The organism is Streptomyces sp. NPDC051963, from assembly GCF_044593495.1.
Classification (GTDB): domain Bacteria; phylum Actinomycetota; class Actinomycetes; order Streptomycetales; family Streptomycetaceae; genus Streptomyces.
The window spans coordinates 767579-790926 of the sequence record NZ_JBIUCC010000001.1 but is presented as its reverse complement, the minus strand read 5'-3'; the positions used below and the strand labels follow the sequence as shown (position 1 = coordinate 790926).

General features: G+C 72.3%; 24 protein-coding genes. 13 read left to right on the top strand and 11 right to left on the bottom strand.

Features of this window, described 5'->3' with window-relative positions; translation table 11 throughout:
* Nucleotides 1–45: 45 nt before the first annotated feature.
* The 6 genes from ACIHFB_RS03330 (at nucleotide 46) to ACIHFB_RS03305 (ending at nucleotide 4752) form a co-directional block, all read left to right on the top strand.
* The gene (locus ACIHFB_RS03330; RefSeq protein ID WP_365269298.1) at nucleotides 46–762 is read left to right on the top strand and encodes a YciI family protein; all 717 of its coding nucleotides are present in this window, start codon (nucleotides 46–48) and stop codon (nucleotides 760–762) included.
* On the top strand, nucleotides 759–1100 hold the full coding sequence (locus tag ACIHFB_RS03325) for a YciI family protein (RefSeq protein ID WP_365269295.1): 342 nt from the start codon (nucleotides 759–761) through the stop codon (nucleotides 1098–1100). The genes ACIHFB_RS03330 and ACIHFB_RS03325 overlap by 4 nt, the downstream gene beginning before the upstream one ends.
* The gene (locus tag ACIHFB_RS03320; RefSeq protein ID WP_400125029.1) at nucleotides 1097–2350 is read left to right on the top strand and encodes an RNA polymerase sigma factor; all 1254 of its coding nucleotides are present in this window, start codon (nucleotides 1097–1099) and stop codon (nucleotides 2348–2350) included. The genes ACIHFB_RS03325 and ACIHFB_RS03320 overlap by 4 nt, the downstream gene beginning before the upstream one ends.
* Nucleotides 2351–2534: 184 nt before the next feature.
* On the top strand, nucleotides 2535–3227 hold the full coding sequence (locus ACIHFB_RS03315; RefSeq protein ID WP_400125589.1) for an MFS transporter: 693 nt from the start codon (nucleotides 2535–2537) through the stop codon (nucleotides 3225–3227).
* 138 nt (nucleotides 3228–3365) lie between these two features.
* On the top strand, nucleotides 3366–3947 hold the full coding sequence (locus ACIHFB_RS03310; protein WP_365269290.1) for a hypothetical protein: 582 nt from the start codon (nucleotides 3366–3368) through the stop codon (nucleotides 3945–3947).
* Nucleotides 3948–4023: 76 nt separating this feature from the next.
* The gene (locus ACIHFB_RS03305; protein ID WP_365269288.1) at nucleotides 4024–4752 is read left to right on the top strand and encodes a class I SAM-dependent methyltransferase; all 729 of its coding nucleotides are present in this window, start codon (nucleotides 4024–4026) and stop codon (nucleotides 4750–4752) included.
* Between the two features lie 117 nt (nucleotides 4753–4869).
* Here ACIHFB_RS03305 and ACIHFB_RS03300 read toward each other — a convergent pair whose 3' ends face one another.
* Nucleotides 4870–6945 carry an AAA family ATPase gene (locus ACIHFB_RS03300; protein ID WP_365269285.1) on the bottom strand — a complete coding sequence of 692 codons (2076 nt, stop codon included), beginning with the start codon at nucleotides 6943–6945 and terminating at the stop codon, nucleotides 4870–4872.
* 104 nt (nucleotides 6946–7049) lie between these two features.
* On the opposite strand from ACIHFB_RS03300, the gene ACIHFB_RS03295 reads away from it, so the two are divergent.
* Together ACIHFB_RS03295 and ACIHFB_RS03290 are read left to right on the top strand one after the other, a co-directional pair.
* Complete coding sequence (locus ACIHFB_RS03295; RefSeq protein ID WP_365269282.1) at nucleotides 7050–7943, top strand: MEDS domain-containing protein; 894 nt, start codon at nucleotides 7050–7052, stop codon at nucleotides 7941–7943.
* Nucleotides 7940–8914 carry a sensor histidine kinase gene (locus ACIHFB_RS03290; protein WP_365269279.1) on the top strand — a complete coding sequence of 325 codons (975 nt, stop codon included), beginning with the start codon at nucleotides 7940–7942 and terminating at the stop codon, nucleotides 8912–8914. The genes ACIHFB_RS03295 and ACIHFB_RS03290 overlap by 4 nt, the downstream gene beginning before the upstream one ends.
* On the opposite strand, the gene ACIHFB_RS03285 is transcribed toward ACIHFB_RS03290, so the two are convergent.
* The 3 genes from ACIHFB_RS03285 to ACIHFB_RS03275 all read right to left on the bottom strand — a co-directional run bounded on the left by ACIHFB_RS03285 (nucleotide 8892) and on the right by ACIHFB_RS03275 (nucleotide 12006).
* A complete protein-coding gene (locus tag ACIHFB_RS03285; RefSeq protein ID WP_365269276.1) occupies nucleotides 8892–9635 on the bottom strand; it encodes a GntR family transcriptional regulator in 744 nt (247 codons plus the stop codon). The genes ACIHFB_RS03290 and ACIHFB_RS03285 overlap by 23 nt on opposite strands.
* 131 nt (nucleotides 9636–9766) lie before the next feature.
* Entirely contained in the window at nucleotides 9767–10933 is a 1167-nt protein-coding gene (locus ACIHFB_RS03280; protein WP_365269273.1) for a serine hydrolase domain-containing protein, read from the bottom strand.
* Nucleotides 10934–11037: 104 nt separating this feature from the next.
* On the bottom strand, nucleotides 11038–12006 hold the full coding sequence (locus tag ACIHFB_RS03275; RefSeq protein ID WP_365269270.1) for an acetylxylan esterase: 969 nt from the start codon (nucleotides 12004–12006) through the stop codon (nucleotides 11038–11040).
* 103 nt (nucleotides 12007–12109) lie between these two features.
* Here ACIHFB_RS03275 and ACIHFB_RS03270 point away from each other — a divergent pair, with 103 nt between their 5' ends.
* Nucleotides 12110–13492, top strand: a complete 1383-nt coding sequence (locus tag ACIHFB_RS03270) for an 8-oxoguanine deaminase (RefSeq protein WP_365269268.1) — start codon at nucleotides 12110–12112, stop codon at nucleotides 13490–13492.
* A 54-nt stretch (nucleotides 13493–13546) separates the two neighbouring features.
* Here ACIHFB_RS03270 and ACIHFB_RS03265 read toward each other — a convergent pair whose 3' ends face one another.
* Together ACIHFB_RS03265 and ACIHFB_RS03260 are read right to left on the bottom strand one after the other, a co-directional pair.
* Nucleotides 13547–14302, bottom strand: a complete 756-nt coding sequence (locus tag ACIHFB_RS03265; protein ID WP_400125028.1) for a ferredoxin reductase — start codon at nucleotides 14300–14302, stop codon at nucleotides 13547–13549.
* A complete protein-coding gene (locus ACIHFB_RS03260) occupies nucleotides 14295–14900 on the bottom strand; it encodes a sulfite oxidase-like oxidoreductase (RefSeq protein WP_365269263.1) in 606 nt (201 codons plus the stop codon). Before ACIHFB_RS03260 ends, ACIHFB_RS03265 begins: the two co-directional genes overlap by 8 nt.
* Nucleotides 14901–15161: 261 nt before the next feature.
* Between ACIHFB_RS03260 and ACIHFB_RS03255 the strand changes: the two genes are divergently transcribed.
* Nucleotides 15162–15923, top strand: coding sequence for a GNAT family N-acetyltransferase (locus ACIHFB_RS03255; protein WP_365269260.1), 762 nt, complete (start codon nucleotides 15162–15164; stop codon nucleotides 15921–15923).
* Between the two features lie 21 nt (nucleotides 15924–15944).
* On the opposite strand, the gene ACIHFB_RS03250 is transcribed toward ACIHFB_RS03255, so the two are convergent.
* Nucleotides 15945–16424: a MarR family winged helix-turn-helix transcriptional regulator gene (locus ACIHFB_RS03250; RefSeq protein WP_400125027.1), complete on the bottom strand. Its 480-nt coding sequence runs from the start codon at nucleotides 16422–16424 to the stop codon at nucleotides 15945–15947.
* Nucleotides 16425–16737: 313 nt separating this feature from the next.
* Between ACIHFB_RS03250 and ACIHFB_RS03245 the strand changes: the two genes are divergently transcribed.
* Nucleotides 16738–17523: a putative protein N(5)-glutamine methyltransferase gene (locus ACIHFB_RS03245; protein WP_400125026.1), complete on the top strand. Its 786-nt coding sequence runs from the start codon at nucleotides 16738–16740 to the stop codon at nucleotides 17521–17523.
* A 7-nt stretch (nucleotides 17524–17530) separates the two neighbouring features.
* On the opposite strand, the gene ACIHFB_RS03240 is transcribed toward ACIHFB_RS03245, so the two are convergent.
* Nucleotides 17531–18304, bottom strand: coding sequence for a hypothetical protein (locus tag ACIHFB_RS03240; protein WP_400125025.1), 774 nt, complete (start codon nucleotides 18302–18304; stop codon nucleotides 17531–17533).
* A gap of 130 nt (nucleotides 18305–18434) precedes the next feature.
* Nucleotides 18435–20501, bottom strand: coding sequence for a SpoIIE family protein phosphatase (locus ACIHFB_RS03235; protein WP_365271011.1), 2067 nt, complete (start codon nucleotides 20499–20501; stop codon nucleotides 18435–18437).
* A 304-nt stretch (nucleotides 20502–20805) separates the two neighbouring features.
* On the opposite strand from ACIHFB_RS03235, the gene ACIHFB_RS03230 reads away from it, so the two are divergent.
* Both ACIHFB_RS03230 and ACIHFB_RS03225 read left to right on the top strand, forming a co-directional pair.
* On the top strand, nucleotides 20806–21681 hold the full coding sequence (locus ACIHFB_RS03230) for a hypothetical protein (protein WP_400125024.1): 876 nt from the start codon (nucleotides 20806–20808) through the stop codon (nucleotides 21679–21681).
* 105 nt (nucleotides 21682–21786) lie between these two features.
* Nucleotides 21787–22155 (top strand): hypothetical protein, encoded by a 369-nt coding sequence (locus ACIHFB_RS03225; protein ID WP_365271008.1) that lies wholly within the window; start codon nucleotides 21787–21789, stop codon nucleotides 22153–22155.
* Nucleotides 22156–22261: 106 nt separating this feature from the next.
* On the opposite strand, the gene ACIHFB_RS03220 is transcribed toward ACIHFB_RS03225, so the two are convergent.
* Entirely contained in the window at nucleotides 22262–22795 is a 534-nt protein-coding gene (locus ACIHFB_RS03220; RefSeq protein WP_400125023.1) for a hypothetical protein, read from the bottom strand.
* 221 nt (nucleotides 22796–23016) lie between these two features.
* Nucleotides 23017–23343, bottom strand: a complete 327-nt coding sequence (locus ACIHFB_RS03215) for a hypothetical protein (protein ID WP_400125022.1) — start codon at nucleotides 23341–23343, stop codon at nucleotides 23017–23019.
* Nucleotides 23344–23348 lie beyond the last annotated feature (5 nt).

Sequence of the window (23348 nt, the reverse complement as noted above, 5' to 3'; positions counted from 1 at the left end):
GTTCGTCGGTGGGGTGTAGGAAGCTCATGAGCACCGGGAGGACCCATGAAGTACATGCTGCTCGTCTGCGGCGACGACACCGCCGACGCCTCCGGCATGGCCCCTGTCGAACCCTGGGTGGAGGACCTGGGCGACCGCGGCATCCGTATGCACGGCCACCGCCTGGCACTCCCCTCCGAAGCCGTCACCGTGCGGGTGCGCGGCGGCGAGGTGCTGCGCACCGACGGGCCGTTCGCGGAGACGAAGGAGTACGTCGCCGGATACGACATCCTCGACTGCGACAGCCTGGAAGAGGCGATCGAGGCCGCATCGAGGCACCCCGTGGCCACCATCGGTGCCATGGAAGTGCGCCGGTTCTGGGAGGACGAGGACCCGGCGGGCGCGATCCGCCGCCTGGACGCGGAACTGACCGAGGCGGCCCGGGAACGGGACGTCGAGCGGGCGTTGGCCTGCTATGCGCCGGACGCCGAGGTGTTCGTCCCGGAGGGTGGCGCCCACAGCCGGGACGCCCTGCGCAAGGCGCAGGAAACCGGATACGCGGGACTGACCGGCGCCGCGACCCGCGAGGTCCTGGAGTTCCGCCTCCGCGTGGACGAGAGCGTCGCCTTCTCCCACGCGCTGATCCGCATCCGGGCGACCCGCACCGACGGAACGCCGCTGGACGAGACCCGGCGTGTGACGACCGGCTACCGCACGCTCGCCGACCGCTGGTTCATCGCCCACGAGCACCACTCGGCCACCATCGAGGAGGCCCGGTCATGAAGTACGTGCTGATGATCTGCACCTCCGTCGACGGCGAAGAACTCAGCCCCGAGGAAATCGCCGCGGACCCCCGTTTCAGCGAGTACATCGACCTCGTGCACAGCCGCGACATCGTGAAGGGCGGCGCACGTCTGCGTCCCTCCTCCGATGCCACGACCGTCCGGGTGCAGGGCGACGAAGTCCTGCTCACCGACGGGCCGTTCGTGGAGTCCAAGGAGTATGTCGCGGGCTTCGACATCATCGAGGTGGCCGATCTCGACGAGGCCATCGCGGTCGCCTCCCGGCACCCCGCGGCACTGTTCGGCGGCTCGGTCGAGGTCCGGCCGGTCTGGGAGTGAACTCCGCGGACGGCGTCGAGGAGGCGGTGGCGGCCGCCTTCCGCGAGGAATGGGGCCAGGTCGTCGCCACCCTCATCCGGGTGACCGGCGACTGGGACCTCGCCGAGGAGTGCGCGCAGGACGCCTTCGCCCAGGCCCTCGACCGGTGGCGGCGCGACGGAGTGCCGCGCCGCCCCGGCGCCTGGCTGACGACGACGGCCCGCAACCGCGCCCTGGACGCCCTGCGCCGGGAGGCCGTGGGGGCGGCGAAGCTGCGGGAGGCGGCGGTGCTGACACGCGACGGGCACGGCGAATACGACGACCATGGCGCGAGCGGCGTCGAGGACGACCGACTGCGGCTGATCTTCACCTGCTGCCATCCCGCGCTCCCCATCGAGGCCCGGGTCGCCCTGACCCTGCGCACCCTCGCCGGACTGACCACCCCCGAGATCGCCCGCGCCTTCCTCGTCCCCGAGGCGACGATGGCGCAGCGCCTGGTGCGCGCCAAACGGAAGATCCGCAACGCCGGCATCCCCTACCGCGTGCCGCCCGCGCACCTCCTGCCCGAACGCACCACGGGCGTGCTCGGCGTGCTCTACCTGCTCTTCAACGAGGGGTACGCCGCCACGTCCGGCGCCGACCTCATCCGCACCAGCCTCTGCGCCGAGGCCCTGCGCCTCACCCGTCTGCTGGCCCGGCTCATGCCCGACGAACCCGAGGCGCTCGGCCTGCTCGCGCTTCTGCTGCTGCACGACGCCCGCCGGGAGACCCGGGTGGACGCGGCGGGCGAGCTGGTGACACTGGAGGACCAGGACCGTACGGCGTGGGACCGCACCGAGATCGACGAGGGCACCATGCTCCTGGAGACCGCTCTGCGCCGGGGCAGTGCGGGGCCGTACCAGATCCAGGCCGCGATCGCCGCCTGCCACTCCACCGCGGCCACGGCCGAGGAGACCGACTGGGCCGACATCGCCGCGCTGTACGGCGAGCTGACGCGCTTCGTGCCCTCCGCCGTGGTCCGGCTCAACCGCGCGGTCGCCGTCGGCATGGCGGAAGGAACGGACGCGGGCCTGACCCTGGTCGCGGAACTGGAGTCCGGGGGAGAACTGGCCGGGTACCACCTGCTGCCGGCCACCCGCGCGGATCTGCTGCGCCGCAGCGGTCGTACGACCGAGGCGGCCGAGGCGTACGAACGGGCGCTGGAACTGGTGGAGAACGACGCGGAGAGGCGATTCCTCGAAAAGCGGCTCGCGGAGTGTCGATCGGCGTAGGGGCCGTTCGTCGGTGGGGTGACAGCACCTCACCGACACCGGAGGCTTTCGATGAACGCCCTTGTACGCAAGCTCCTCACCCGGCTGCGGCAGCCCGTCGCCCCACGCGAGGAGACGCCTCCGGGCACCCCGGACGTCTGGCTCGCCGGGCCGCGCCTGGGAGGCTGACCATGACGCGCCGGCCCTGCTCTTCCTGCGCGTCGAGACGCGCTCCTCGGCACCGCTCGTACCGCTGCGGCTGCTGCGCTCACCGTCGGTGAGCGGCCGCAACCTGGTGGTGTTCCTGCTGGGTTCCTGCGCCTTCGGGATGTCGTACACGCTGTCGCAGTACGGCCAGGGCGCCCTCGGTCTGTCCCCGCTGCGCTTCGGCCTCTACAACGTGGTGATGCCGGTCGGCGCCGTCGTCGGCTCGTACGCCGGGCAGGCCCTGGTCACCCGTGTCGGCGCGCGTCCGGTCGCGGTCGGCGGGCTCGCGCTGGTCGGTGCGGGCAGTCTGCTGCCGGCCGGGGTGCCGGTGGACGGCGGGTTCGTCCGGGACCTGCTCCCCGGGCTGCTCCTCTTCGGGCCCGGCCTCGGCGCCTGCGCGGTCGCGGGCTCCATCGCCGCCCTCACCGGAGTGCAGGAGCGGGCGTCCGGGGTGGCCTCCGGCATCAACACCGCGGCGTTCCAGATCGGCGGGGCCTTCGGCGTGGCCGTGGTGACATCGGTCGCCGTGTCGTACACGGGGCCCGTCGCCGGGTACCGGGCCGCGTTCACGGCGTGTGTCGTCCTCGCGGCGGCCGGGCCGGCGTCTGCACTGGTCCTGCTGCGCCGACCCCGGCCACCTGCGAAGCCCCGGCCGGCGGAGAGCCTCAGGGCGAGCCGAGTGCGCTCGTGATCGCCGACGGCGGCGCCACCGACTTCATGCACGGAGGCCGTCCCGCTCAGCGGCGTCCGACCCCTCGCAGCGCCGGGATCGCCTTCCGGGAGGACACTGGTGAGTGTGTTGTCGGCGCTGGCAAGGGGGTGTCGACCGATGGCGAGGACAGAGCATCCGACGGTGCGGATGTGGCGGTGGCGGCGCAGTCCGCTCCGGCGGCGCATCGATGTGGTCGAGGCCTGGCTCGTGCTCTGCGCGTGGATCCTGGCCGTCGTGTGCGCGGTGCCGGCGGGGCTGGCGGTGCGGGCCGTCATGCAGCACGACCTCGACCAGCAGCGGGTGGAGCGCCAGGAGGTCACCGCCGTCCTCGTCGAGAACGCGGGGGACAGGCCGACCGCGAGCGAGGCCGACGGAGACCTGGTGTGGGCCGAGGCCCGCTGGACGGCACCGGACGGACAACCCCGTACGGGCCTGACCAAGGTACGGCCCGACGCCCCTGCCGGGTCCCGGGTGCCGGTGTGGACCGACCAGGCCGGGATCCTGGCGGCCGAGCCCGTGTCCCCCGGTGAGGCAAGGCTCCAGGCGGCCCTGGCAGGCGTGCTGGCCGGGGTGGTCATCGGCGCGGCCGTGATCGGCGGTGCCTATGGGGCTCGGGTGGTGCTGGACCGGCGCAGGATGGCGCAGTGGGATGCCGAGTGGGAGCGCGTCGACACCTGGCGAGGTGGCAGGACGGGCTGAGGAGGGTGTCGCGGACGGGCGCGGCCGGCTCCTGTGCCGTGCGTTCCCGTCGTCCCGTTCGCCTAAGCTGACGCGGATGTTCAGCCCCGAAGGTCCCGGTCTCCGCGAACTCGCCGTCCAGGCGCTGTCGTCCGTCGAGCGCGGCTACGACCTGCTCGCCCCGAAGTTCGATCACACCCCCTTCCGGACCCCGGACCCGGTGCTTGACGCGGTCGCGCGGGCGCTGGCCCGGATCGGCCCCTTCGACGCCGGGCTCGACCTGTGCTGCGGTACCGGGGCGGGCGTCGGCGTGCTGACGCGGGTGTGCCGGGAGAGCGTCACCGGGGTCGACTTCAGTGCCGGGATGCTCGCCGTGGCACGGGAGCGGGCGCGGTCTGGCGGGCCGCGAGTCGACTGGGTCCGTGCGGACGCCCGAGCGCTGCCGTTCGGACCCGCCTTCGATCTGGCGGTGAGCTTCGGGGCGTTCGGGCACTTCCTGCCCCGTGAACTGCCCGGACTGTTCGCACAGGTTCACTCCGTGCTGCGGCCGGGCGGCTCCTTCGTCTTCCCGGTGGTCGCACCGCCGCCTCCGGCCTCCCGCGCCTACTGGATGCTGCTGGGCTTCGACGCCGTGATGCGCGTGCGCAACGCCGTGTGGCGGCCGCCGTTCGTCATGTACTACCGGGCCTTCAGGCTTGCGGACGTCCGTCAGGAGCTGGATCGGGCGGGGTTCGAGGTCGACCTCCACGCCCTGCCCGAATTCGGGCAGCGGCAGGACGGCAGCCCGCGCGTGCGGATGGTCGTGGCGCGACGCCGGGCGACTTAGCCGGGTGAGGGGTGGCGTGAGCACGAGGGCCGACACCGACACCGACGCCGTCCGGCGCGGTGCGCTCCTCCAACTCTCGTCCCCGGCACGGCGGAGCCGAGTCCCGTACCCGCAAGGTCACAGGTCCGGTTCCTCGGACGCGCCGCCCAGCGCCAGCGCCAGTGCCGCGCTCGGCTCCAGTTCCCGGCCCTCGCGGACCGCGGTGGTGAAGCGGGCGTCGCCCAGGGTCGCGCGCAGGCGGCGTTCGTACTCCCGGTGGAAGACGGTCGTGTCGGGGCTGCCCAGCTGTGGCAGGCCCGCGGTGTGCCAGAGGCGTCTGCTGATGCCGAGGAGGCGGGCGGCGAGTTCGTCCTCGCCGCGTGCGGCCTGAGCGGCGACCAGGAGATCGGCGACGGCGGCGGCGCCGAGCCGGTCGTGCACGCGCCACTTGGCGGCCAGTGCCTCGCGGGCCGTGCTCACCGCCTCGTCGGCGTTGCCCAGGCCGATGCCGGCCAGTGAGACGAAGAAGTCGCCCCACGCCCGCATCCACAGCTCGCCCCGCTTGGCGCAGTCCTGGCGCAACCGCTCGCCGACCGTCGCACACCGCTCGAACGCGGCCTGGCCGGCCAGCAGATACGCCTGCACGGCCAGCGTCAGCAGCTGGAAGAACTCGGCGCCGCCGTCCCCCGCGGGCGCCCGGCCGGCACTGCCGTACAGCACCGCGGACCGCGCCGACTCGCCCCGCACGGCCAGACTCGCCCCGGTCAACGGCAGGGCGGGAACGGGCAGTCGGCGTTCCTCGGCGAGCCACACATACGCGGCGCTCACCGACTCGGCCGCCTCCAGGTCCTCCGGGACGACGGTGACCAGCCGGTGCGCCCACACGGCGAGCGTGTGCTCGGGCCCGCCGCTGCGAGTGGCGCGGCTCAGCGCCCGTTCCAGGTAGGCGCGCCCCTCCTCGGTGAAACCGCAGGCGAACCAGAAGTACCAGAGGCTGCCCGTCAGTTCGAGCGCCGTCTCGGAGTCGGGCGCCGTGAGGCACCCCTCGATCGCCAGGCGCAGATTCGCGTGCTCGGCGCTGAGCCGCTCGGCCCACATCCGCTGACCGGGGCCGAGCCACTCCGCCTCGCCCTGGCGGGCGATCCAGCGGTAGTAGTCACGGTGGCGCAGTCGGAGGGCCTCCTCCTCACCGAGTCCGGTGAGCCACTCGGCTCCGAAGGAGCGGACCGTGTCCAGCATGCGGTAGCGCACCGCCGCCCCGTCGTCCTCACGGGTCACGATGGACTTCTCGGTGAGCGAGGCGAGCAGCGCGAGGATCTCCTCGGCGTCCAGCGGACCGCCGTGGCACACGAATTCGGCGGCCTCGACATCCCAGCCGCCCGCGAACACCGACAGCCGCGCCCACAGCAGCCGCTCCAGCGGTGTGCACAGCTCGTGGCTCCAGCCGATGGCCGTGCGCAGCGTCTGGTGCCGGGCGAGCCGCGGCCGCGCGGGCGAGACCAGCAGGTCGAAGCGGGAGTCGAGGCCTTCCAGGAGCCGGTCGAGCGGGAACCCGCGCAGTCGTACGGCGGCGAGTTCCAGGGCCAGCGGGATACCGTCCAGACGGGCACAGACCGCGGCCACATGGCGCCGGTTGGCCTCGGTGAGCGCGAACGAGGGCACGGCCGCCGCCGCCCGCGCGGCGAACAGCGCCACGGCGTCGTCGCGTTCACCCAGCGGCAGGGGCGCCACCGTCAGCAGATGCTCGCCCGGCATGCCCAGTGGCTGCCGGCTGGTGGCCAGCACCCGCAATTCCGGGACGCGCGCCAGGAGTTCCTGCACCACACGGGCACACTCGTCCAGCACATGCTCGCAGGTGTCCAGAAGGAGAAGCTGCGGCGCCCCCGCGAGATGCTCGCCGACCGCCTCCAGCAGCGGTCGCAGCGTCTGCTCGGTCAGCCGGGTCGCCTGTGCCATGGCATTGACCAGCAGATCCGGATCACGGAGTGCCGACAGCTCCACCAGCCATGTCCCGCCCGGAAATCCGGTCTGCGCGGCATGGGCGGCACGCAGTGCCAGCCGGGATTTCCCGACGCCCCCGGGTCCCGTCAGCGTCACCAGCCGCTCGGTCCCCAACAGCCCCGCGATCTCGGCGAGTTCGGTCCGGCGGCCGACGAACGCATTCGCCTCGGAAGGCAGGTTGCCGGTCCTGCCGCCCTGCACAGAGGCCGCCATCGTCCCCCCTCAACGGAACCGATGGCGGTCACCTTAACCCCTCACGGGACGGCTGCTTCCGGCGTAGCGTGGAAGCGGTCCCGGCCCACCCAGGGAGGTGCGGGATGACGGTCGTACCCGCTCTGACAACCGTGGGACAGATGCGTCACGGCGACCATCTGCTCCTCGGCTACGACACGGACGAGGAACGCGAGACCGTACTCGCCGCGTTCCTGCTCGACGGCCTGGCCAGCGGCCACCGCGGGCTCCTGCTGCCGCCCGCCGACATCCCGGCGGGTGTCGCCCTGTCCTTTCTGGAGGTGCACGGCTGCCGGGTCGACGAGGAGGTCGCGGTGGGCAGGCTGTGCGTCGACGGACACCTGGCCGGCCCGGAAGGCCTGTGGGACCTCGACGAAGTGATCCGCCGTGAGGCACGCCGCGCGGTCGGTGACGGCTTCCTCGGCCTGCGGGTGGGCACGGAGATCCTGCGCGCCCAGGCCGGCCAGGCACTCAAGACACTGCACGACAGCGAGTTGCTGCTGGACTCGGTGTTCGCCTCGCTGCCGGTGCTCGGCATCTGCCAGTACGACCGCCGGGTCTTCGACGACGCCGAACTCGCCCCGATCGCCGGACTGCACCACGGCCGGGTCGGCGCCGACCACATCTGGCGCGACGACCTCCTCTCCATCACCCGTACCTTCGTCCCCCCGGGCCTCGCCCTCGCCGGTGAGATCGACGAATCGAACGTCACCGCCGTCGCCCGCGCCCTGCACGCCGAGCGCAACCGTGCCCTGGCCCGCACCGCGCACGGGATCCGCACCCGACTCGACCTCGGCGGCCTGCACTTCATCGACGTGGGTGCCCTGCGCCTGCTGGTGTTCTGCGCGCTCGACCTGTCCGCGGCCGGCGGCACCCTCGAACTGTCCGGCGTCGCCCCGCACATCCGCCGGGTGATGCGGGTGACCGGCTGGGACCGGGTCCCCGGTCTGCGCATCGAACCCGAAGGAGAGCCGTCATGACCCGTACGGGCTTCGTGCACCAGGCGCTGTGCTACGGCTCCGACCAGGAACTCCTCAGGGGCACGGCCGGCTTCGTCCGCGACGGCCTCGACGCCGGCGACGCCGTCCTCGCGGTGCTGAGCGGCCACCACATCGCCCTGCTGACCGACGTGCTCGGCAGTCGGGCCGGGGACGTCGACTTCGCCGACTCCCGCGACTGGTACGACTACCCCTCCCGCACCCTGGGCCGCTACCACGCCTACTGCCACCGGCAGGGCGGGGCCCGCCGGGTCCGCGTCGTCGGCGAACCCGTCTGGACGGGCCGCAGCGACTTCGAGACACGGGAGTGGATGCGCTACGAGTCCCTCGTGAACGTCGCCTTCGCCGGCACCGCCCACTGGATCCTGTGCCCGTACGACACCCGGAACCTCGCGGCCCCGGTCCTGTCCACGGCGCGACGGACCCACCCCGAACTCGCCCTGGGCGCCCGCCCGTCCGCGCCCAGCGTCGACTACGCGAACCCGGCGGCCTTCTCCGCGGAGGTCACCGCACAGAGCCGCCCGGACCCGCTGCCTGACGGGCCGGACGACATCCGCTTCAGCCGCGGCCGTTCGGCCGCCGTCCGACACGCCCTAGCCGCGTACGCCCGCCGCCACGGCATGTCGGAGCAGCGGACGTACGACATGGTGGCGGCGGCGCACGAGGCCGTGGTCAACGCGGTGCGCTACGGCGGTGGACAGGGCGTGGTCCGGCTGCGCAGCGACCCCGACCACGTCGTCTGCGAGATCCGTGACGGCGGGGCCCACACCTCGGTGCCCCGCCCCACGTTCCCCGGCCACATCCCGCCCGAGCCGCGCGCCGCGAACGGTCACGGCATGTGGCTGGTGCGGCAGTTGAGCGACCTGGTGGCGGAGCACCTCGATCCGACGGGCTCCGTGGTGCGGCTGTACTTCCGGCGCTCCTGCGTGGTCAGCCCTCCGCAGGCAGTGTGAACTCGTAGACGAGGGCGTCCTGGTGGGCGTCCACGACGAGGTCGGTGATCTCCAGCGGCCGGGCGTACTGGTCGCGCACCTGCCGGGTGACCCGTACCGACGGCGTGTCCGGGAGGCGGGTGATCGAGTCCCGGTGGTGCAGGGACAGGCCCGCCTTGCGCATCCAGTCGTAGACCCGTCTCAGCTGTGCCCCGGCGGCGCCGTCGGCCCGGTCGCGGTAGCGCCCCAGTTCCTCCACCTCGGTCAGGGCCACGGTCGAGAAGGAGGTCACGGCCGTGCGCCGTCCGTGGCCGTCGGCGGTGTCGGACTCGTAGCGGTGGACGAGGGTCGGCCGGTGCGGGGCGAGCCCCAGGGCCGCGGCATGATCGGGCGGGGGAGCCTCCCAGGTGACGGTGGCCCGGCCGACGGCGGCCGGATCGGCGGTCCGGGCGCCGACCGGGAAGGCGAGCGTGGGCGGGGTCTCGACCGGCAGGCCGGGCAGCGCCGCGTGGCTGCCCCGGCGGTCGGTGGCGACCTGACCGCCACGGCGCAGTACCTCCAGTGCCTGCCGTACGGTCTCCCTGCTGACGCCGAAGTGGCCGGCCAACTTCCGCTCCCCGGGCAGCCGTTCGCCGGGCGGGATGGTGCCGTCGCTCAGCTCGCCGAGCAACTCCGTCGCGATGTGCCAGTAGAGGGGCTGTCCTTCGGTGAGCGGATGGTCATGGGGGGTGGTGCGGGCCATGCCGCGCCTCCTGTGAGGTGACGTTCCGTAGCCGTGCGGGCTCATTGCGCCACCAGATCTAGCATTGGTCTAAACCACCAGGGAAGACCGGCCCGCCTGTTCGGCCGAAACCCACTGGCGCCGAAGTCGTCTCACAACGCGCTGTACAGGGCGTCGATCAGCGCCGTCTTCCGTGGGTCGTCGGCTATATGAGGCCCCATGCGGTTCATCACATAGCCCAGCGACACTTCCGCCTCCGGGTCGGCGAGCCCGCACGAGCCGCCGAAGCCGTCGTGTCCGAAAGCATGCGGGTTCGGCCCGTACGAGCCGTTGGCTCCGCTGAGCCACAGACCGAGCCCGACCTCGGTCTCGTTCTCGAACCCGGCACCGAGCACCAGATCCCGGCAGCTGCCCTGTCCCTCGCGCACCCGCTCGGCCGCCTCGGGGGAGAGGATCCGGTGGCCGTCGTACGCTCCGAGGCCCGCGAAGATTCCGTACAGTGCGGCGACCGCGCGTGCGGTGCCGTGGCCGTTCGCGGCGGGGATCTCGGCGGCCCGCCACGCGGGAGTGTTGGCCTCGCTCGCGCCCGCCAGGGGGTTGGCCAGCGCGGCGAGGGCCAGGGGCGTCAACTGGCTGAAGATCGCGGCCTGTTCGCTGGACGACGCGGCCGGCGGATGCGTCAGCTCTGCTGCCCGCCCGGCCTCCTTCTCCGGCAGCCCGACGGTGAAGTCGATGCCGAGCGGCCCGGTCACCTCCCGCTCCAGGAACGCGCCGGGCAGCAATCCCGAGACGCGCCGTACCACCTCGCCGACCAGGAAGCCGTACGTCAGCGCGTGATATCCGGACCGCGTCCCCGGCTCCCACCAGGGCTCCGTCGCCGCCAGCCGCCCGACGGTGAACTCCCAGTCGTACAGCTGCTCCAGCGAGTGCGGCTCACGCGGACCGGACAGACCGGCACGGTGCGACAACAGATGCCGTACGAGGACCTTGTCCTTGCCTGCCGCAGCGAACTCGGGCCAGTACGTCGCCACCGGCGCGTCCAGGTCCAGCAACCCCCGGTCGGCGAGTATGTGCGCGCACAACGCCACCGGCCCCTTCGACGTCGACCACACATTGACCAGCGTGTCGCGCTCCCACGCGCGCGTGCGTGCCGCGTCGGCCCATCCGCCCCACAGGTCCACCACGGTTCTGCCGTCCACCGTGACGGTGACCGCGGCGCCCAGCTCGCCGCGCACCCGGAAGTTCTCCTCGAACGCCGAACGCACCGCTGCGAAACGGGCGTCGCAGTGGCCGTCGACCTGCGGCTCGTGCTCGGGCATGGGCTCCTCCGTGGTTCGCCGTCGAACCCGGGCCGCGACGCTGCGACCCGGGCCCGATGAACGTACCGACTGGTCGGACCGGAGTGAAGACGCCGAGCGGAGTCTCAGGCGTGCGAACGCAGCCAGCGCAGCTTGGTCGCCTGCTGGTAGGGCCCGCCGCCCTCATGGTCGTTGAACTCGTACACCTCGATCGCCTTGTCCTCGTGCGCCCAGGCGTTGAAGGCCGCGAAGACGGTGGACGGCGGGCACGTCTGGTCCTCCAGGGCCGCCGAGAACAGGGCGGGAGCGCTCCCGCGGGGCGCGAAGTGCACGGCGTCGAAGTAGGCGAGCGTGTGCAGGACGTCGGCACTGCGGCCGCGGTGCGTCTTCAGGTAGTTGCCGATCTCGCGGTACGGGTTGCGGTCCGTCAAGGTCGTCGCGCGCGGGAAGTCGCACAGGAACGGCACGTCCGGCGCCACCGCGGCGAGGTCCGGGACCAGCCCGCCCACGGCGAGCGTGATACCGCCGCCCTGGCTGCTGCCGAGCGCGACGGTGCGCGCCGGGTCGGTCAGCGGGTGTGCACGGGCCGCCTCCACGGCACGCACGCCGTCCGTGAACACCCGGCGGTAGTAGTAGTTCTCGGGCGCGTCGATGCCGCGGGTCATGAACCCGGGATACGCGGGCGCGCCGGCCACCGGATCCGCGGTGCCCCCGCCGCCGCCCCACGCGCTGCCCTGTCCGCGCGTGTCCATCACGAAGTGCGCCCGGCCGGTGGACGCCCACAGCAGATGCTCGTGCGGCAGACCGCGCCCGCCGCCGTAGCCCACGAACTCCACGACCACCGGTACCGGCGCCTCGGCACCCACGGGAAGCGTCAGCCAGCCCTTCACCGGGTGACCGCCGAACCCGGCGAACGTCACGTCGTACACCTGCACCGTCGTCAGCCCGGTGTCGACCGGATCGAAGCGGGCGTCCAGATCGTGCTCGCGCGTCTCCTCCAGGGTCTGGGACCAGAAGGCGTCGAAGTCCCCGGGCTCTGCGGAGGCGCTGCGGTACGCGTGGAGCTCCTCCAGGGAGAGGTCGAACAAGGCCATGGACAACCACCTCTGTGTCGAATGCCTGCGGGCGATCACACCGTACGTGTGTGGTCCGACGACTGGCCAGATCTCTGATCTGCCCTGCGCCTACCATGAGGCCATGTCGTTCGCCGATGCTCCGCCGGTCCAGGACACCGAACTACTGGTCAGGGACGCCGAACTGCTTGTCGTGGACGCAGACCTGGAGATCCCGGGCGGCTGGGTTGCGATCACGGGTGGTCGGGTCACCGACGTGGGCGCATCCGGCACCGAACCCGAGGTCGCCACGACCGTCTCCGCCGCCGGACGGATCGTCACCCCCGGCCTGATCAACACGCACCACCACATCTACCAGAACCTCACCCGTTCCTACGCCCCCGCCGTGAACGGCTCACTGTTCGACTGGCTGACCACGCTCTACCCCCTCTGGTCCGGCCTCGACGAGGAGGCCGCGTACGTGTCGGCGTACGTCGGCATGGCCGAACTGCTCATGGGCGGCTGCACCACCTCCTCCGACCACCTCTACGTCCATCCGCGCCCGCGGCTCGTGGACGCCGAGATCCGCGCCGCCCGCGACATCGGCTTCCGCTTCCACGCCACACGCGGCTCGATGACCCGTTCCGTGGAGGACGGCGGGCTGCCGCCCAGGAGCGTCACCCAGACCACCGACGAGGTGCTCGCCGACAGCGAGCGCCTGATCAAGGCGCATCACGATCCCGCGCCGGGCGCGCTGGTGCGGGTCGCGCTCGCGCCCTGCTCGCCTTTCTCGGTCACCAAGGAGCTGATGACGGCCACCGCCGAACTGGCCGAGCGGTACGACGTACGGCTGCACACCCATCTCGCCGAGGACCACGACGAGGACATCTACTGCCTCGAGACCTACGGCTGCCGGCCCGTGGAGTACTTCGAGGACACCGGCTGGATGAGCGCCCGCACCTGGGTCGCGCACTGCATCTACCCGAACGGCGACGAACTGCGCCGCCTCGCGGCCGCCGGCGTCGGCGTGGCGCACTGCCCCAGCTCCAACATGCTCATCGGCGGCGGCACCGCCCCGGTGCGCGAGATGCGCGAGCTCGGGCTGCCCGTCGGCATCGGCTGCGACGGCTCAGCCTCCACCGACCACGCCTCCCTCTGGATGGAGACCCGGGCGGCGCTGCTGCTGGGCCGCTACCGCGGCGGGCCCGCGGCGATGGCCGCGCGGGATGCCCTCGACATCGCGACCCGCGGCTCGGCACGCTGTCTGGGCCGCGCCGACGAACTGGGCCATCTGCGGCCCGGGGCCTGCGCCGACCTGGTCGTCTGGGACCTGCACGAGGTGGCCCTGGCCGGTGCGCTCAGCGACCCCGTGGAGGCATGGCTGCGCTGCGGACCCGCCCGGGCCTGGACCACGGTCGTCGGCGGCCGGATCCTCGTCGACCGCGGCGAACCGGTCCTGCCGGGGCTGCGGGACGCCCTGCGCGAACACGGGCGCATCGCACGCCGGATGCAGGAGCGACAGACGTAGCCGGACAGGCCGACCGACGCGTAGAGGTCGATCAGGTGTGGAGACCGGCGTCCGTCAGCCGAAGCGCTCGATCCGGATGCGATCGACCGGCTGGCCGGCCGCGACGAGCAGGCGTGAGGCGTGTTCGGCGAACCCGTTGGAGCCGCACACATAGGCCTCCCACCCACTGGGAGGCTGCTCGGCCAGGAGCGGGGCCACATGTGCGGCCGCCATACGTCCCACCGGTACGCCGTGTGGCGCCCTCCGCGTGAACACGGGCGTCGTCTCGGCGCCGTACTCGCGCCCGTAGATGAGCTCCTCGGGGCTGCGCGCGGACACCAGCAGCCGCAGCGGCACGGTCAGGTCCCGAGCCCGGTGGTGCCGCACCATCGACATCAGCGGTACGACGCCGGACCCGGCGCCGATCAGCAGCGCCGGCCGGTCGCCGGGCCAGGCGAAGAAGCCGCTGACCGGTCCGCGCACCTCAAGCCGGTCACCGGGCCGGGCCACGGTGTGGAACCAGCCCGAGACCTCGCCGCCCTCGACGTGGTCGAGGGTCAGCTCGATGTGCCCGGAGTCGTCGGGCGCGGACGCGATGGAGTAGTGGCGCTGGGCCGCATAGCCGTCCTCGGCGGTCAGCCGCAGCATCAGGTGCTGGCCGGGCAGATGCCCCTGCCAGCCGGGCACGGCGAGCCGGAAGGTGGCGGCGTGCGGGGTCTCGCGGCGGATCTCGGTGATCGTGGCGGTCTGCCACACCGCGGCGGCCTGTTCGCTCACCGCGATCCGCCCGGGCACGGCGAAGCGCGACGGGGGAGTGAAGGTCTCAGTCACCGGAGTACCGCTGTTCCTCCCAGGGGTTGCCGCGGCCGTGATAGCCGTTCTGCTCCCAGAAGCCCGGCTCGTCGTGGTCGAGGAGCCGGATGCCCGCGATCCACTTGGCGCTCTTCCAGAAGTACAGGTGCGGCACCAGCAGTCGCGCCGGACCGCCGTGCTCGGGCGGCAGCGGCTGCCCGTCGTACTCCCAGGCGATCCAGGCCCGCCCGCCGGTCAGGTCGGCGAGCGGCAGGTTGGTGGTGTATCCCGTGTGCGAGTAGGCGACGGCATGTGTGGCGGCCACATGTGGGCGCACCAAATGCAGGAAGGCGTCCAGCGAGACGCCCCCGAACCGCACGCCGAACTTCGACCAGCTCGTCACACAGTGGATGTCGCCCTCGTACGCCGATGACGGCAGCTCGTGGGCCTGCTCCCAGCTCCAGGTGCGGGGCTCCTCGACCAGGCCGTCGATACGGAAGGTCCAGTCGGCGGGTGCCAGGTCGGGGGTGACCTCCGCGGACAGGACGGGCCAGTCGTCGCCCGCGTCGTACTGGCCGGGCGGGAGCCCCGGGTCGTCGACGCGCGGGCGTCCGGTGAAGCCTCGGGTGACATTCATGCGGGTGCTGCCTCCAGGCCGCCGCGCGTGGCGGCCCGTGGATCGGACGTGGTCGGTGCTTACGCATTCAACCGTACGTGGCCCGCAGGAATGCCCGGACCCGGGGCGCCCCCGCGATCATGACGGCCGTATGAAGTCTCCGGCGCCCGGGGAATAGCCACCAGCCGATCTTCCTTGCTGACTGTGCCGGGTTCGATGGCGCCTGCACATGGGTGCCCCGCGCGTCGGTGTCCCAGGTGACCGCGAAGGAGAGCAGAAGCGATGGCCCAGGCGTACGAGCCGGAGCAGTTCGAGGTGGAGACCCCGACGCGGCACGTCCTCGACAACCCCGCGCTCGCCGCCCTGACCGGTCCGCACGCCCACTTCGCCGAGCGGCGCGGCCGGGTACTGCGCTACCCCGTCGACGTGACGTCGTGGCTGGCCCTGCCCGATGAGCCCGACGCCGTCGACTGGGCGGATGTCGCGGCACTCGCCGGGCCCGGGGCCGAGATACCCCTGCTCGGTTTCCGGGGACGGGTCCCGGACGACTGGGAGGTCACGTTCCGGATCGAGGGCGTACAGCTCGTGGAGGACGGGCCGGCGGCCGCGCCCGACCCGGAAGCGGTCCGGCTCGGCCCCGCCGACGTGCCCGAGATGCTCGACCTCGTCGCCCGCACCAAGCCCGGCCCGTTCCGGCCCCGGACCATCGAGCTCGGCACCTACCTCGGCATACGCCGGAACGGCGCCCTCGTCGCCATGGCGGGGGAGCGGCTGCGTCCGCCGGGCTGGACGGAGATCAGCGCGGTCTGCACCGACCCCGCCGTCCGCGGCGAGGGCCTGGCGACCCGTCTGATCCTGGCTGTCGCGCACGGCATACGGGAACGCGGCGAGACCTCGTTCCTCCACACCGGCGCCGGAAACACGAGCGCCCTCCGGCTGTACGAGTCCCTGGGCTTCCGCGTGCGCCGCACCACGGCGTTCCTCGCGGCCCGTGCTCCCGAACGACTGGCGCAAGGACGGCCCGCGACCGGGGTGCACGCATGAACGAGCACCGGACTGCCGAGCTCAGCGTCCCGTGCCGGGCCACCCGTTGTACCGCTCGAGATACGCCGCGAACCGCTCCAGATCCTCCTCCGGCCAGTCCGCCAGCCGTTCCCGGAACGCCGCCCGGCGGCTCTCGGTGACCTGGGCGAGGATGTCCCGGCCGGCCTCCGTCAGATGCAGCACCTGCACACGGTGGTCCTCCGGGTCGAGCCGTCGCTCGATGAGTCCGGTTCGCTCCAGGGCGGCGACCTGACGGCTCACGGTGGACTTGTCCAGGGCGTAGTGCGCGGCCAGGTCGGTGGCCCGGCAGCCGCCGCTCTCCTCCAAGTGCCCCAGCAGCGTGTACGACACCAGCGACAGCTCGGGGTGCATACGGCCCGCCGATGCCCGCGCGCGACGGGCGAACGCGGTCATCTCGCGCTGGATGGTCTCCACGGCCGTGTCCGCACCGGCCCCGACGGCGGTGGCAACCGTCTCATCGTTCGCTTCGGCTGCATCCACGGGACCTCCCTCGCCACTCCTGGTTGCAGAATACAACTTGAGGCGGAAGTGGATGAGGTCACCGCCGCTGCGCCACGGCACCCGGCAGGCCCGGCCGGAGCACCATGTCGCGGAGCGGAAACGACGAGACAGCCGCCGTCCGATGCGGGTAATGTGCCGTCCGGCCGTGGAGTGTCCCGGCCGTGACTGCCCGAGGAGGTGAGACCCATTACCGCTGTGTCAGCTCGGGTGCTCGCCCCTCGAACCGGCGCGGATCGCCGAGGCTAGGCGGCCGCGAGAGCGCCCTTCGGCTCCCGAAAGGCTCTCGGCTTTCATGCCCTCTCTTTCCTCTCTGTCCTCCTACGACGCCGTCGTCGCGGCTCTTCGCGCCGCGGGCTGCGTTTTCGCCGAGGACGAGGCCCGGTTGATCCTCGGCGCCGCCCGTGACACCGGCGACGTGGCCGCCATGGTGCACCGTCGCGCGGACGGGCTGCCGCTTGAACTCGTCCTCGGCTGGGCGGAGTTCCGTGGGCTGCGGATCACGGTCGAACCCGGCGTGTTCGTGCCTCGCCGTCGTACCGAATTCCTCGTCGAACAGGCCCTTGCCCAGGCCCCGGACGCCACCGTGGTCGTCGACCTGTGCTGCGGCTCCGGCGCGGTCGGCGCGGCCCTGGCCGCCGCGCTCGGGCCGATCGAACTGCACGCCGCCGACATCGACTTGGCGGCGGTGCGCTGCGCCCGAAGAAACGTCGCCTCCGTCGGCGGACACGTCCACGCGGGCGACCTGTTCGAGGCGCTGCCCGGTGAACTGCGGGGCCGCATCGACATCCTCGCGGCCAATGTGCCCTACGTCCCCACCGGCGAGGTCGGGCTCCTGCCCGCGGAAGCGCGCGACCACGAGCCGTTGGTCGCGCTGGACGGCGGCGCGGACGGACTGGACGTGCTGCGCCGCGTCGCCGCCGAGGCGCCACGGTGGCTCGCGCCGGGTGGCTGTCTGCTGGTCGAGACGAGTGAGGCCCAGGCACCGGCGGCCGTCGAGGCCTTCACCGACGGTGGTCTGACGACCCGTCTGGCCGTGTCGGAGGAGCTGTACGTGAACGTCGTGACGGGCACCCGCTGACGCGGGGTCAGGTCGTCGCGCCGCTCTTCGAGGGCTCCGGTACCTTCCCGTCCCGGTGACCGGGGAACTCGAAGTGCCGGTCGCCCGGCCCCCGTTCGTCGTCCTTGACCTCCCAGAAGCCCGAAAGGATACGGGTGGCGGTCCGTGTGTCGTCGTCGGAACGGATACCGCCCAGGTACACCGTCTCGCCTTTCGTGAGCCCTCCGGTCCCCGAGCTCGACGAGCCGTCCTGCCAGACGGTGGTGTCCTCGTTCACCGTCCAGGTCCACTCGGCCCCGTCCTCGCTCTTCGCCGTGACCTGGTCGCCGCTCACCTCCTCGATGGTGCCCGACTGCCAGATCCGGACGACCCAGTCGCCGGTGTCGCCGTCCTTGACGGTCATCTCTCCGTGCGCGGCGTCGCCGCCGGGACCGAACCACTTGCCGGGACCGCGCCAGGGGCCGCGGTCGTCGGGGGAGGAGGACGCGGAGCCGGTCGCGCCGGCCGCGGGCGCGGCGCCGTCGCCCGAGCCCGACGAGGAGGTGGCGGCGTAGGCGACCGTGCCGCCGAGGGCCAGGACGACGACCGTGGCCGTCGCGGTCAGGGCGCGGAACCGCCCGGACCGACTGTGCCACCGTGCGCGCAGGGCCGCTCCCGGCGGTGTCCGCTCCGGCTCGGGTCCGCCCGGCCCCATGAGTACTTCCCAGTCCGGTCCGTGCTGAGCGGGAACCATCGGCGGCTCTGTGGGCCGGTCGGGCGGCTCGCCACCGGCGGTGGGTTCCTGGTCCGGATTCCTCGTCACGGCTTGCTCCCCTCGGGAGGGCACCCGGCATCCCTGTGCCATGGCTTGCTGTGATTGTGGAATGTGCCGGGTAAGACGGAGGTAATCAGTTCCTGTGAATCCGGCCGTCGGTCCCCGCTGTCCCGTACGGCTACCCGGGCTTCTGCGCACGGGCGATGAGCAGGGCCACGTCATCGGAGTTGTCCGGCTGGTGCAGTGTGCGCAGGAGGAGGTCGCAGAGCTCCTCCAGGGGCCGGTCGGGCCCGTCGAGCAGATCCAGCAGCGCGTCCAGCCGTTCGTCGAGGGGGTGTTGCCGGGTCTCGACCAGACCGTCGGTGTAGAACACCAGCCGATCGCCCGGTTCGAGGTCGACGGTCGTGGTGGAGAAGGCGACACCGCCGACGCCCAGCGGTGCCCCGGTGGGCAGTTCGAGCAGCTCCGGTGCGCGGTCGGCGCGCAGGCGAACCGGCGGCAGATGGCCGGCGTTGGCGATCCGGCACTGCCGCAGATGCGGGTCGTGGATGGCGTACTGGCAGGTCGCGATGGAGTGGTCCAGGCCCTGGGTGATCCGGTCGAGGTGATCGAGCAGCACCGCCGGGTCGAGATCGAGGGAGGCCAGCGTGTTCGTCGCGGTGCGCAGCCGGCCCATCGTCGCGGCGGCCGTGATGCCGCTGCCCATCACATCGCCGACGACGAGCGCGGTCTTGCCCCCGTCCAGTGGGATGACGTCGAACCAGTCGCCGCCGACCTCGCTGGTGGCCCCCGCGGGCTGATAGCGGGAGGCGACCTCGAGGCCGCCCGTCATACGCGGATGACTGGGCAGCAGGCTGCGCTGAAGGGTCAGGGCGGTGTCGCGGGCGTTCTGGTACCAGCGCGCGTTGTCGATCTGCACGGCCGCGCGGGCCGCCAGTTCACGGGCGAGCAGCAGGTCGTCCTCGCTGAACGGCAGTGGATTGCGGGTGCGTTTGAGGTCGAGGGCGCCGAGCACCTCGCCGCGTGCGATCAGCGGAACGGCCAGATAGGAGTGCACGCCCGCCCGCGCCAGCAGGTCCGCGGCCTCCGGTGAGCGGGCGATGCGCGGCAGGTCCTCGTCCTTGACCTGCGGCACCACGACCGGCCGGCCGGTGCGTACGCACTCGGTGACCAGGCGGTCCGGGCCGTATCGCGCGACCTGGCCCGGCGGGTCGGCCGCGCGGAGGGCCTCGGTGTCGTGCTCCGCGCGGACGGCCAGGGCGCGGATCACCGCCGCCTCGCTGGGGCCGAGGCTGCTGCGTCTGCCCTCGACCACGGCCTCCAACAGGTCCACGGCGGCTACGTCGGCGAGTTCCGGAACGGCGACATCGGCCAGTTCGCTGGCGGTGCGGTCCAGGTCCAGCGTGGTGCCGATGCGGGTGGAGGCGTCGGCGATGAGCGCCAGCCGGCGCCGGGCGGCCTCGGCCTCGACGCCCGCCCGGTACTGATCGGTGATGTCCACGACCGAGGCGGCCACCCCCAGCACGGTCCCGACGGCGTCCTCCAGCCGGTACATCGAGACGGACCAGGCGTGGTCCTCCTCGGGGTCTGCCGGGGTCCGGCCGAAGGTGGGCTGGTCGACGAGCGGAGTCCCGGTCTCCAGGACCTGGCGTGCCACACGCTCCATGGCCTCGGCGTCCACCCGCGGCAGCATCTCGTGGATCGTGCGGCCGAGGTGCTCCTCGGCCCGAATGCCGTTGATGCGCTCCAGCGCCGGATTGACCGAGACGTACTTCAAGTCCGTGTCCAGGACGGCCAGTCCGATGGGCGACTGGGCGACCATCCGCGTCGACAGCGCCACATCGCGCTCCAGGCCGCGCACGGTCTGCTGGTCGGCCGCGAGTCCCAGCGCGTAGACCTGGCCCTGGTCGTCCAGGAGCCGCTGGTTGCGGAACTCCACGAGCCGGGTGCCGCCGTCCTTGCGCCGTACCGGAAAGGCCCCCGCCCAGCCTTCACCGGTGTCCATGACGTCGGCGAACAGCTTGACGGCCAGCTCGGCGTGCTGTTCGTTCACCATCAGGCGGGCGGCGTACTGGCCGAGCGCCTCCTGCGCCGAGAACCCGAACAGCTCCTCGGCCTCGGGGCTCCACAGCACGACCCGCCCCTGGGCGTCGAGCAGCACGGAGGCCACGCCCAGCACGTCGAGCAGTCCGCTCGGCCGCACCGGTCCGCCGCCTCCGGCCACCGGAGGCCCGGCTGCACCCATCGCACGCACCGCCTTCGTTCTCTGCCACGGCACGTCGTCCCCCGTGCCGACTCCCCTTGTTCTACCGCGTTCAACCGTTTCTGTGGTGCCGCGGTCGCCCTCCTCCACCATCCCTCAACACGGCGGTGGCCGTCCGGTGAAGTCATCAGGAAGCGATCGAAGTCGTCGGTAAGCGATCTGTCGTCAATAAGCGATCTGTCGTCGAACGGACAGCCCCTGTTCCGTTCATTGGTCTGTACATGTCGACCGGGCGCACGCCACACTGTCCGCCGAGCGCCGCCCCCACCCCCCACCGAGGAGTCTCATGCGCCTGCCCGCCCGGCAACGTTGTCACGCAGCCCTGACCGGTGTCGTCGCCCTCGCCACCGCCGTCGTGCTGTCCGCCGCCCCGCCCGCCTCCGCCGCGGACACCTGGACCGAGGTGGGGTCCGACCGCGCCGACCCGCTGACCGAGAGCCAGGGCCTGACCTCGGTCGAGGTTCCCGCGAACAGCCCCAACCGCTACACCGGCATCGGCACCATCCCCGTCGACCTCAGCAGCCGTGGCTGGAACCACGTCGGCGACCCCGACGCCTCGTACAACGGGTACTACATCGAGCCGTACCAGGCGGACTCGGGCGGCGCGAAGATGTTCCGGGTGCAGAAGCCGGACGGGAGCTGGGCCGAGTACGTCCACAACCTCAGCTCCGGAGAGGCGCTCAACAACTCCTGGGTGGCCATCTCGCCCGACGGCCAGTGGATGCTGGCCGGCGAGTACGGCACGATGAGCCGGCTCCTGGTCTTCCCGACCCCCGGCGTCAACTCGAGCACCTCGCCCTCGGCGAACCTCCCGCAGGCCTCGACCGTCAACCTCGATCACGCGGTGCGGGACGTGCAGGGCTGCGACTTCTCCGGCCCGACGACGCTGCTGTGCTCCTCCGACGACCCGGCGGGCACCCTCTTCGGCATCACCAAGCCGCTGCTCCAGATCGACCTCTCCGCCGCGCCGAGCGGGTCGGGGGACGTCTCCGGCCATGTCACGGCGCTGCGCCAGCTGCCGTTGCGCAGCTCGTGCTCGGGCACGTTCGAGGCCGAGGGCATCGACTACGACCGCCGGACGGGCACCCTGCGCGTCATCGTCGTCTCCCCGGGCTTCTGTGTGCTGACGGACAGCAAGACGTACAGGTTCACGCGGAGCTGAGGCCTCGCCGTGGTGCGCTTCGGCGAGATGGTGGTTTGCTGAAGGTGGGCGCGGTCACTCGGGGCCCGCGCCCACCGCAGCGCGGCCACGAGAGGAGCGGTCATGATGATCGGCGAACGATCGCACCCGGAACACGTCTCGGTCGAGATCAGCGGGTGCTCCAAGGACGACGCCCGGATCGTGTTCGACACACTCTGCGCGTACTTCACGTCCGACCGATGCGCCGAGGACGTACCGGAGGAGGCCTCGGACACCCGCCCGACCGTGTGGCTCGGCACCTTCGACGTCGCCGACGCCCACGAGGGCACCCGTCCGGCCCGGCTCCAGTCATCGGTCGAGGCCGATGTGCAGGGCGGCTACTGGGCGGTCGACCGGTTCCGCGTCACCCTGGACTCCCTGTTCACCGTGCACGAGGCCACCGGTGCGTCCGGCGACCAGGAGACGGAGCTGCATCTGCGGCTGGAGAACCGTTAGCCGGACCCGTTCCAGATGGTCGTACGGCCGCTTCCGGTGGCGCGCGGGCATGGCAACGGGCCGTCCGCCCGGCACCTGCCGGGCGGACGGCCCACTGCGTCCCGGGTCAGAGCCGGTAGGGCTTCGAGCGGCGGCGCAGGAACCAGACGGTGGCGGCGACCCCGGTGGCCACCAGCGCCCCGCCGGCCACCAGAGTGATGGTGCCGTAGTCCGTGGCCCCTCCGCCCACCCCGCCCATCACGCCGCGTGACGGCGAGGCCGTGGCGGAGATCGAGGGCGTCGTGGCCGCCGAGACGATGACGGACTGGGTGCCCGCGGTGTTGTTGTTGGAGCACATGACGATGACGGTGTACGTACCGGGACTCACGCTGGACCAGGCACCCGTCTGGAGGGAACTCGTTCCCGACAGCGCCACCTGCCGTCCCTGGGCGAAGTTCGCCTGACTGCTGTTGAGCAGTGAGGCGGTGCCCCAGCTGCCGTTGATCTGGCTGCACGCGCTGGTCGTGACGGAGACCGTGGACCCGCTGGTGCTCACGGAGATCCCCGAGGCGGCGGACGACGCCGCGGCCAGGGGGAGCGGAAGTGCGGCGGCGGCTGCCACGGTCAGGCCGGAGCGGAGGAGTAGCGATCTGTTGCGCATGTTGACTGCCCTCCGGCGGCACGGTTGGCGGTACATCCCTTGCGCCGCCGAGGTCGGGAATCGCCCGTGCTGCCACAGGGGAAGCCAACGCGCCCCGGCGCCGGTCCGCATGCGGACCGCCCCCGGTCAGGTGACGGTTTCCTTCGTACGGCGGTGACGGCCGCTTTTTCGCGGTGGACGAGCGAAGCGCCGTCGAGCGCCCCGGTCCCGGCCGGCAGGGCCTAGGTGTGGGAGAGCACCAGGACTCCCGTGGCCATCACCAGGGCCCAGGCCAGCAGGCAACCGGCCAGCAGGCGCCGCCGCAGGCCGCGGTACGTCTCGTCGTACTCGCCCCGCAGCTGCCCGGCACGCAGCGCCGTGCACTGCCAGGCGTCGCGTGCCAGCACCAGGTACTCCGCCTCGAACCGGCGCTCCAGTTCCTCCCGCTCGCCGGTCGTCAGCCAGTCCAGCGGGGCGGTGAAACGCGCTGCGGCGGCCCGCCCCTGCTCCCGGGTGGCCGCCAGGAGCAGATGGCCCTCGATGTCGTTGATCAGCGCGCGGGTGTCCATGGCCG

Bases quoted from the DNA above. Each gene is read 5' to 3' on its own strand.
- ACIHFB_RS03330 (WP_365269298.1), top strand. From the start codon at position 46: ATGAAGTACATGCTGCTCGTCTGCGGCGACGACACCGCCGACGCCTCC.
- ACIHFB_RS03325 (WP_365269295.1), top strand. From the start codon at position 759: ATGAAGTACGTGCTGATGATCTGCACCTCCGTCGACGGCGAAGAACTC.
- ACIHFB_RS03310 (WP_365269290.1), top strand. From the start codon at position 3,366: ATGGCGAGGACAGAGCATCCGACGGTGCGGATGTGGCGGTGGCGGCGC.
- ACIHFB_RS03305 (WP_365269288.1), top strand. From the start codon at position 4,024: ATGTTCAGCCCCGAAGGTCCCGGTCTCCGCGAACTCGCCGTCCAGGCG.
- ACIHFB_RS03300 (WP_365269285.1), bottom strand. From the start codon at position 6,945: ATGGCGGCCTCTGTGCAGGGCGGCAGGACCGGCAACCTGCCTTCCGAG.
- ACIHFB_RS03295 (WP_365269282.1), top strand. From the start codon at position 7,050: ATGACGGTCGTACCCGCTCTGACAACCGTGGGACAGATGCGTCACGGC.
- ACIHFB_RS03290 (WP_365269279.1), top strand. From the start codon at position 7,940: ATGACCCGTACGGGCTTCGTGCACCAGGCGCTGTGCTACGGCTCCGAC.
- ACIHFB_RS03285 (WP_365269276.1), bottom strand. From the start codon at position 9,635: ATGGCCCGCACCACCCCCCATGACCATCCGCTCACCGAAGGACAGCCC.
- ACIHFB_RS03280 (WP_365269273.1), bottom strand. From the start codon at position 10,933: ATGCCCGAGCACGAGCCGCAGGTCGACGGCCACTGCGACGCCCGTTTC.
- ACIHFB_RS03275 (WP_365269270.1), bottom strand. From the start codon at position 12,006: ATGGCCTTGTTCGACCTCTCCCTGGAGGAGCTCCACGCGTACCGCAGC.
- ACIHFB_RS03270 (WP_365269268.1), top strand. From the start codon at position 12,110: ATGTCGTTCGCCGATGCTCCGCCGGTCCAGGACACCGAACTACTGGTC.
- ACIHFB_RS03260 (WP_365269263.1), bottom strand. From the start codon at position 14,900: ATGAATGTCACCCGAGGCTTCACCGGACGCCCGCGCGTCGACGACCCG.
- ACIHFB_RS03255 (WP_365269260.1), top strand. From the start codon at position 15,162: ATGGCCCAGGCGTACGAGCCGGAGCAGTTCGAGGTGGAGACCCCGACG.
- ACIHFB_RS03245 (WP_400125026.1), top strand. From the start codon at position 16,738: ATGCCCTCTCTTTCCTCTCTGTCCTCCTACGACGCCGTCGTCGCGGCT.
- ACIHFB_RS03235 (WP_365271011.1), bottom strand. From the start codon at position 20,501: ATGGGTGCAGCCGGGCCTCCGGTGGCCGGAGGCGGCGGACCGGTGCGG.
- ACIHFB_RS03230 (WP_400125024.1), top strand. From the start codon at position 20,806: ATGCGCCTGCCCGCCCGGCAACGTTGTCACGCAGCCCTGACCGGTGTC.
- ACIHFB_RS03225 (WP_365271008.1), top strand. From the start codon at position 21,787: ATGATCGGCGAACGATCGCACCCGGAACACGTCTCGGTCGAGATCAGC.
- ACIHFB_RS03220 (WP_400125023.1), bottom strand. From the start codon at position 22,795: ATGCGCAACAGATCGCTACTCCTCCGCTCCGGCCTGACCGTGGCAGCC.
- ACIHFB_RS03215 (WP_400125022.1), bottom strand. From the start codon at position 23,343: ATGGACACCCGCGCGCTGATCAACGACATCGAGGGCCATCTGCTCCTG.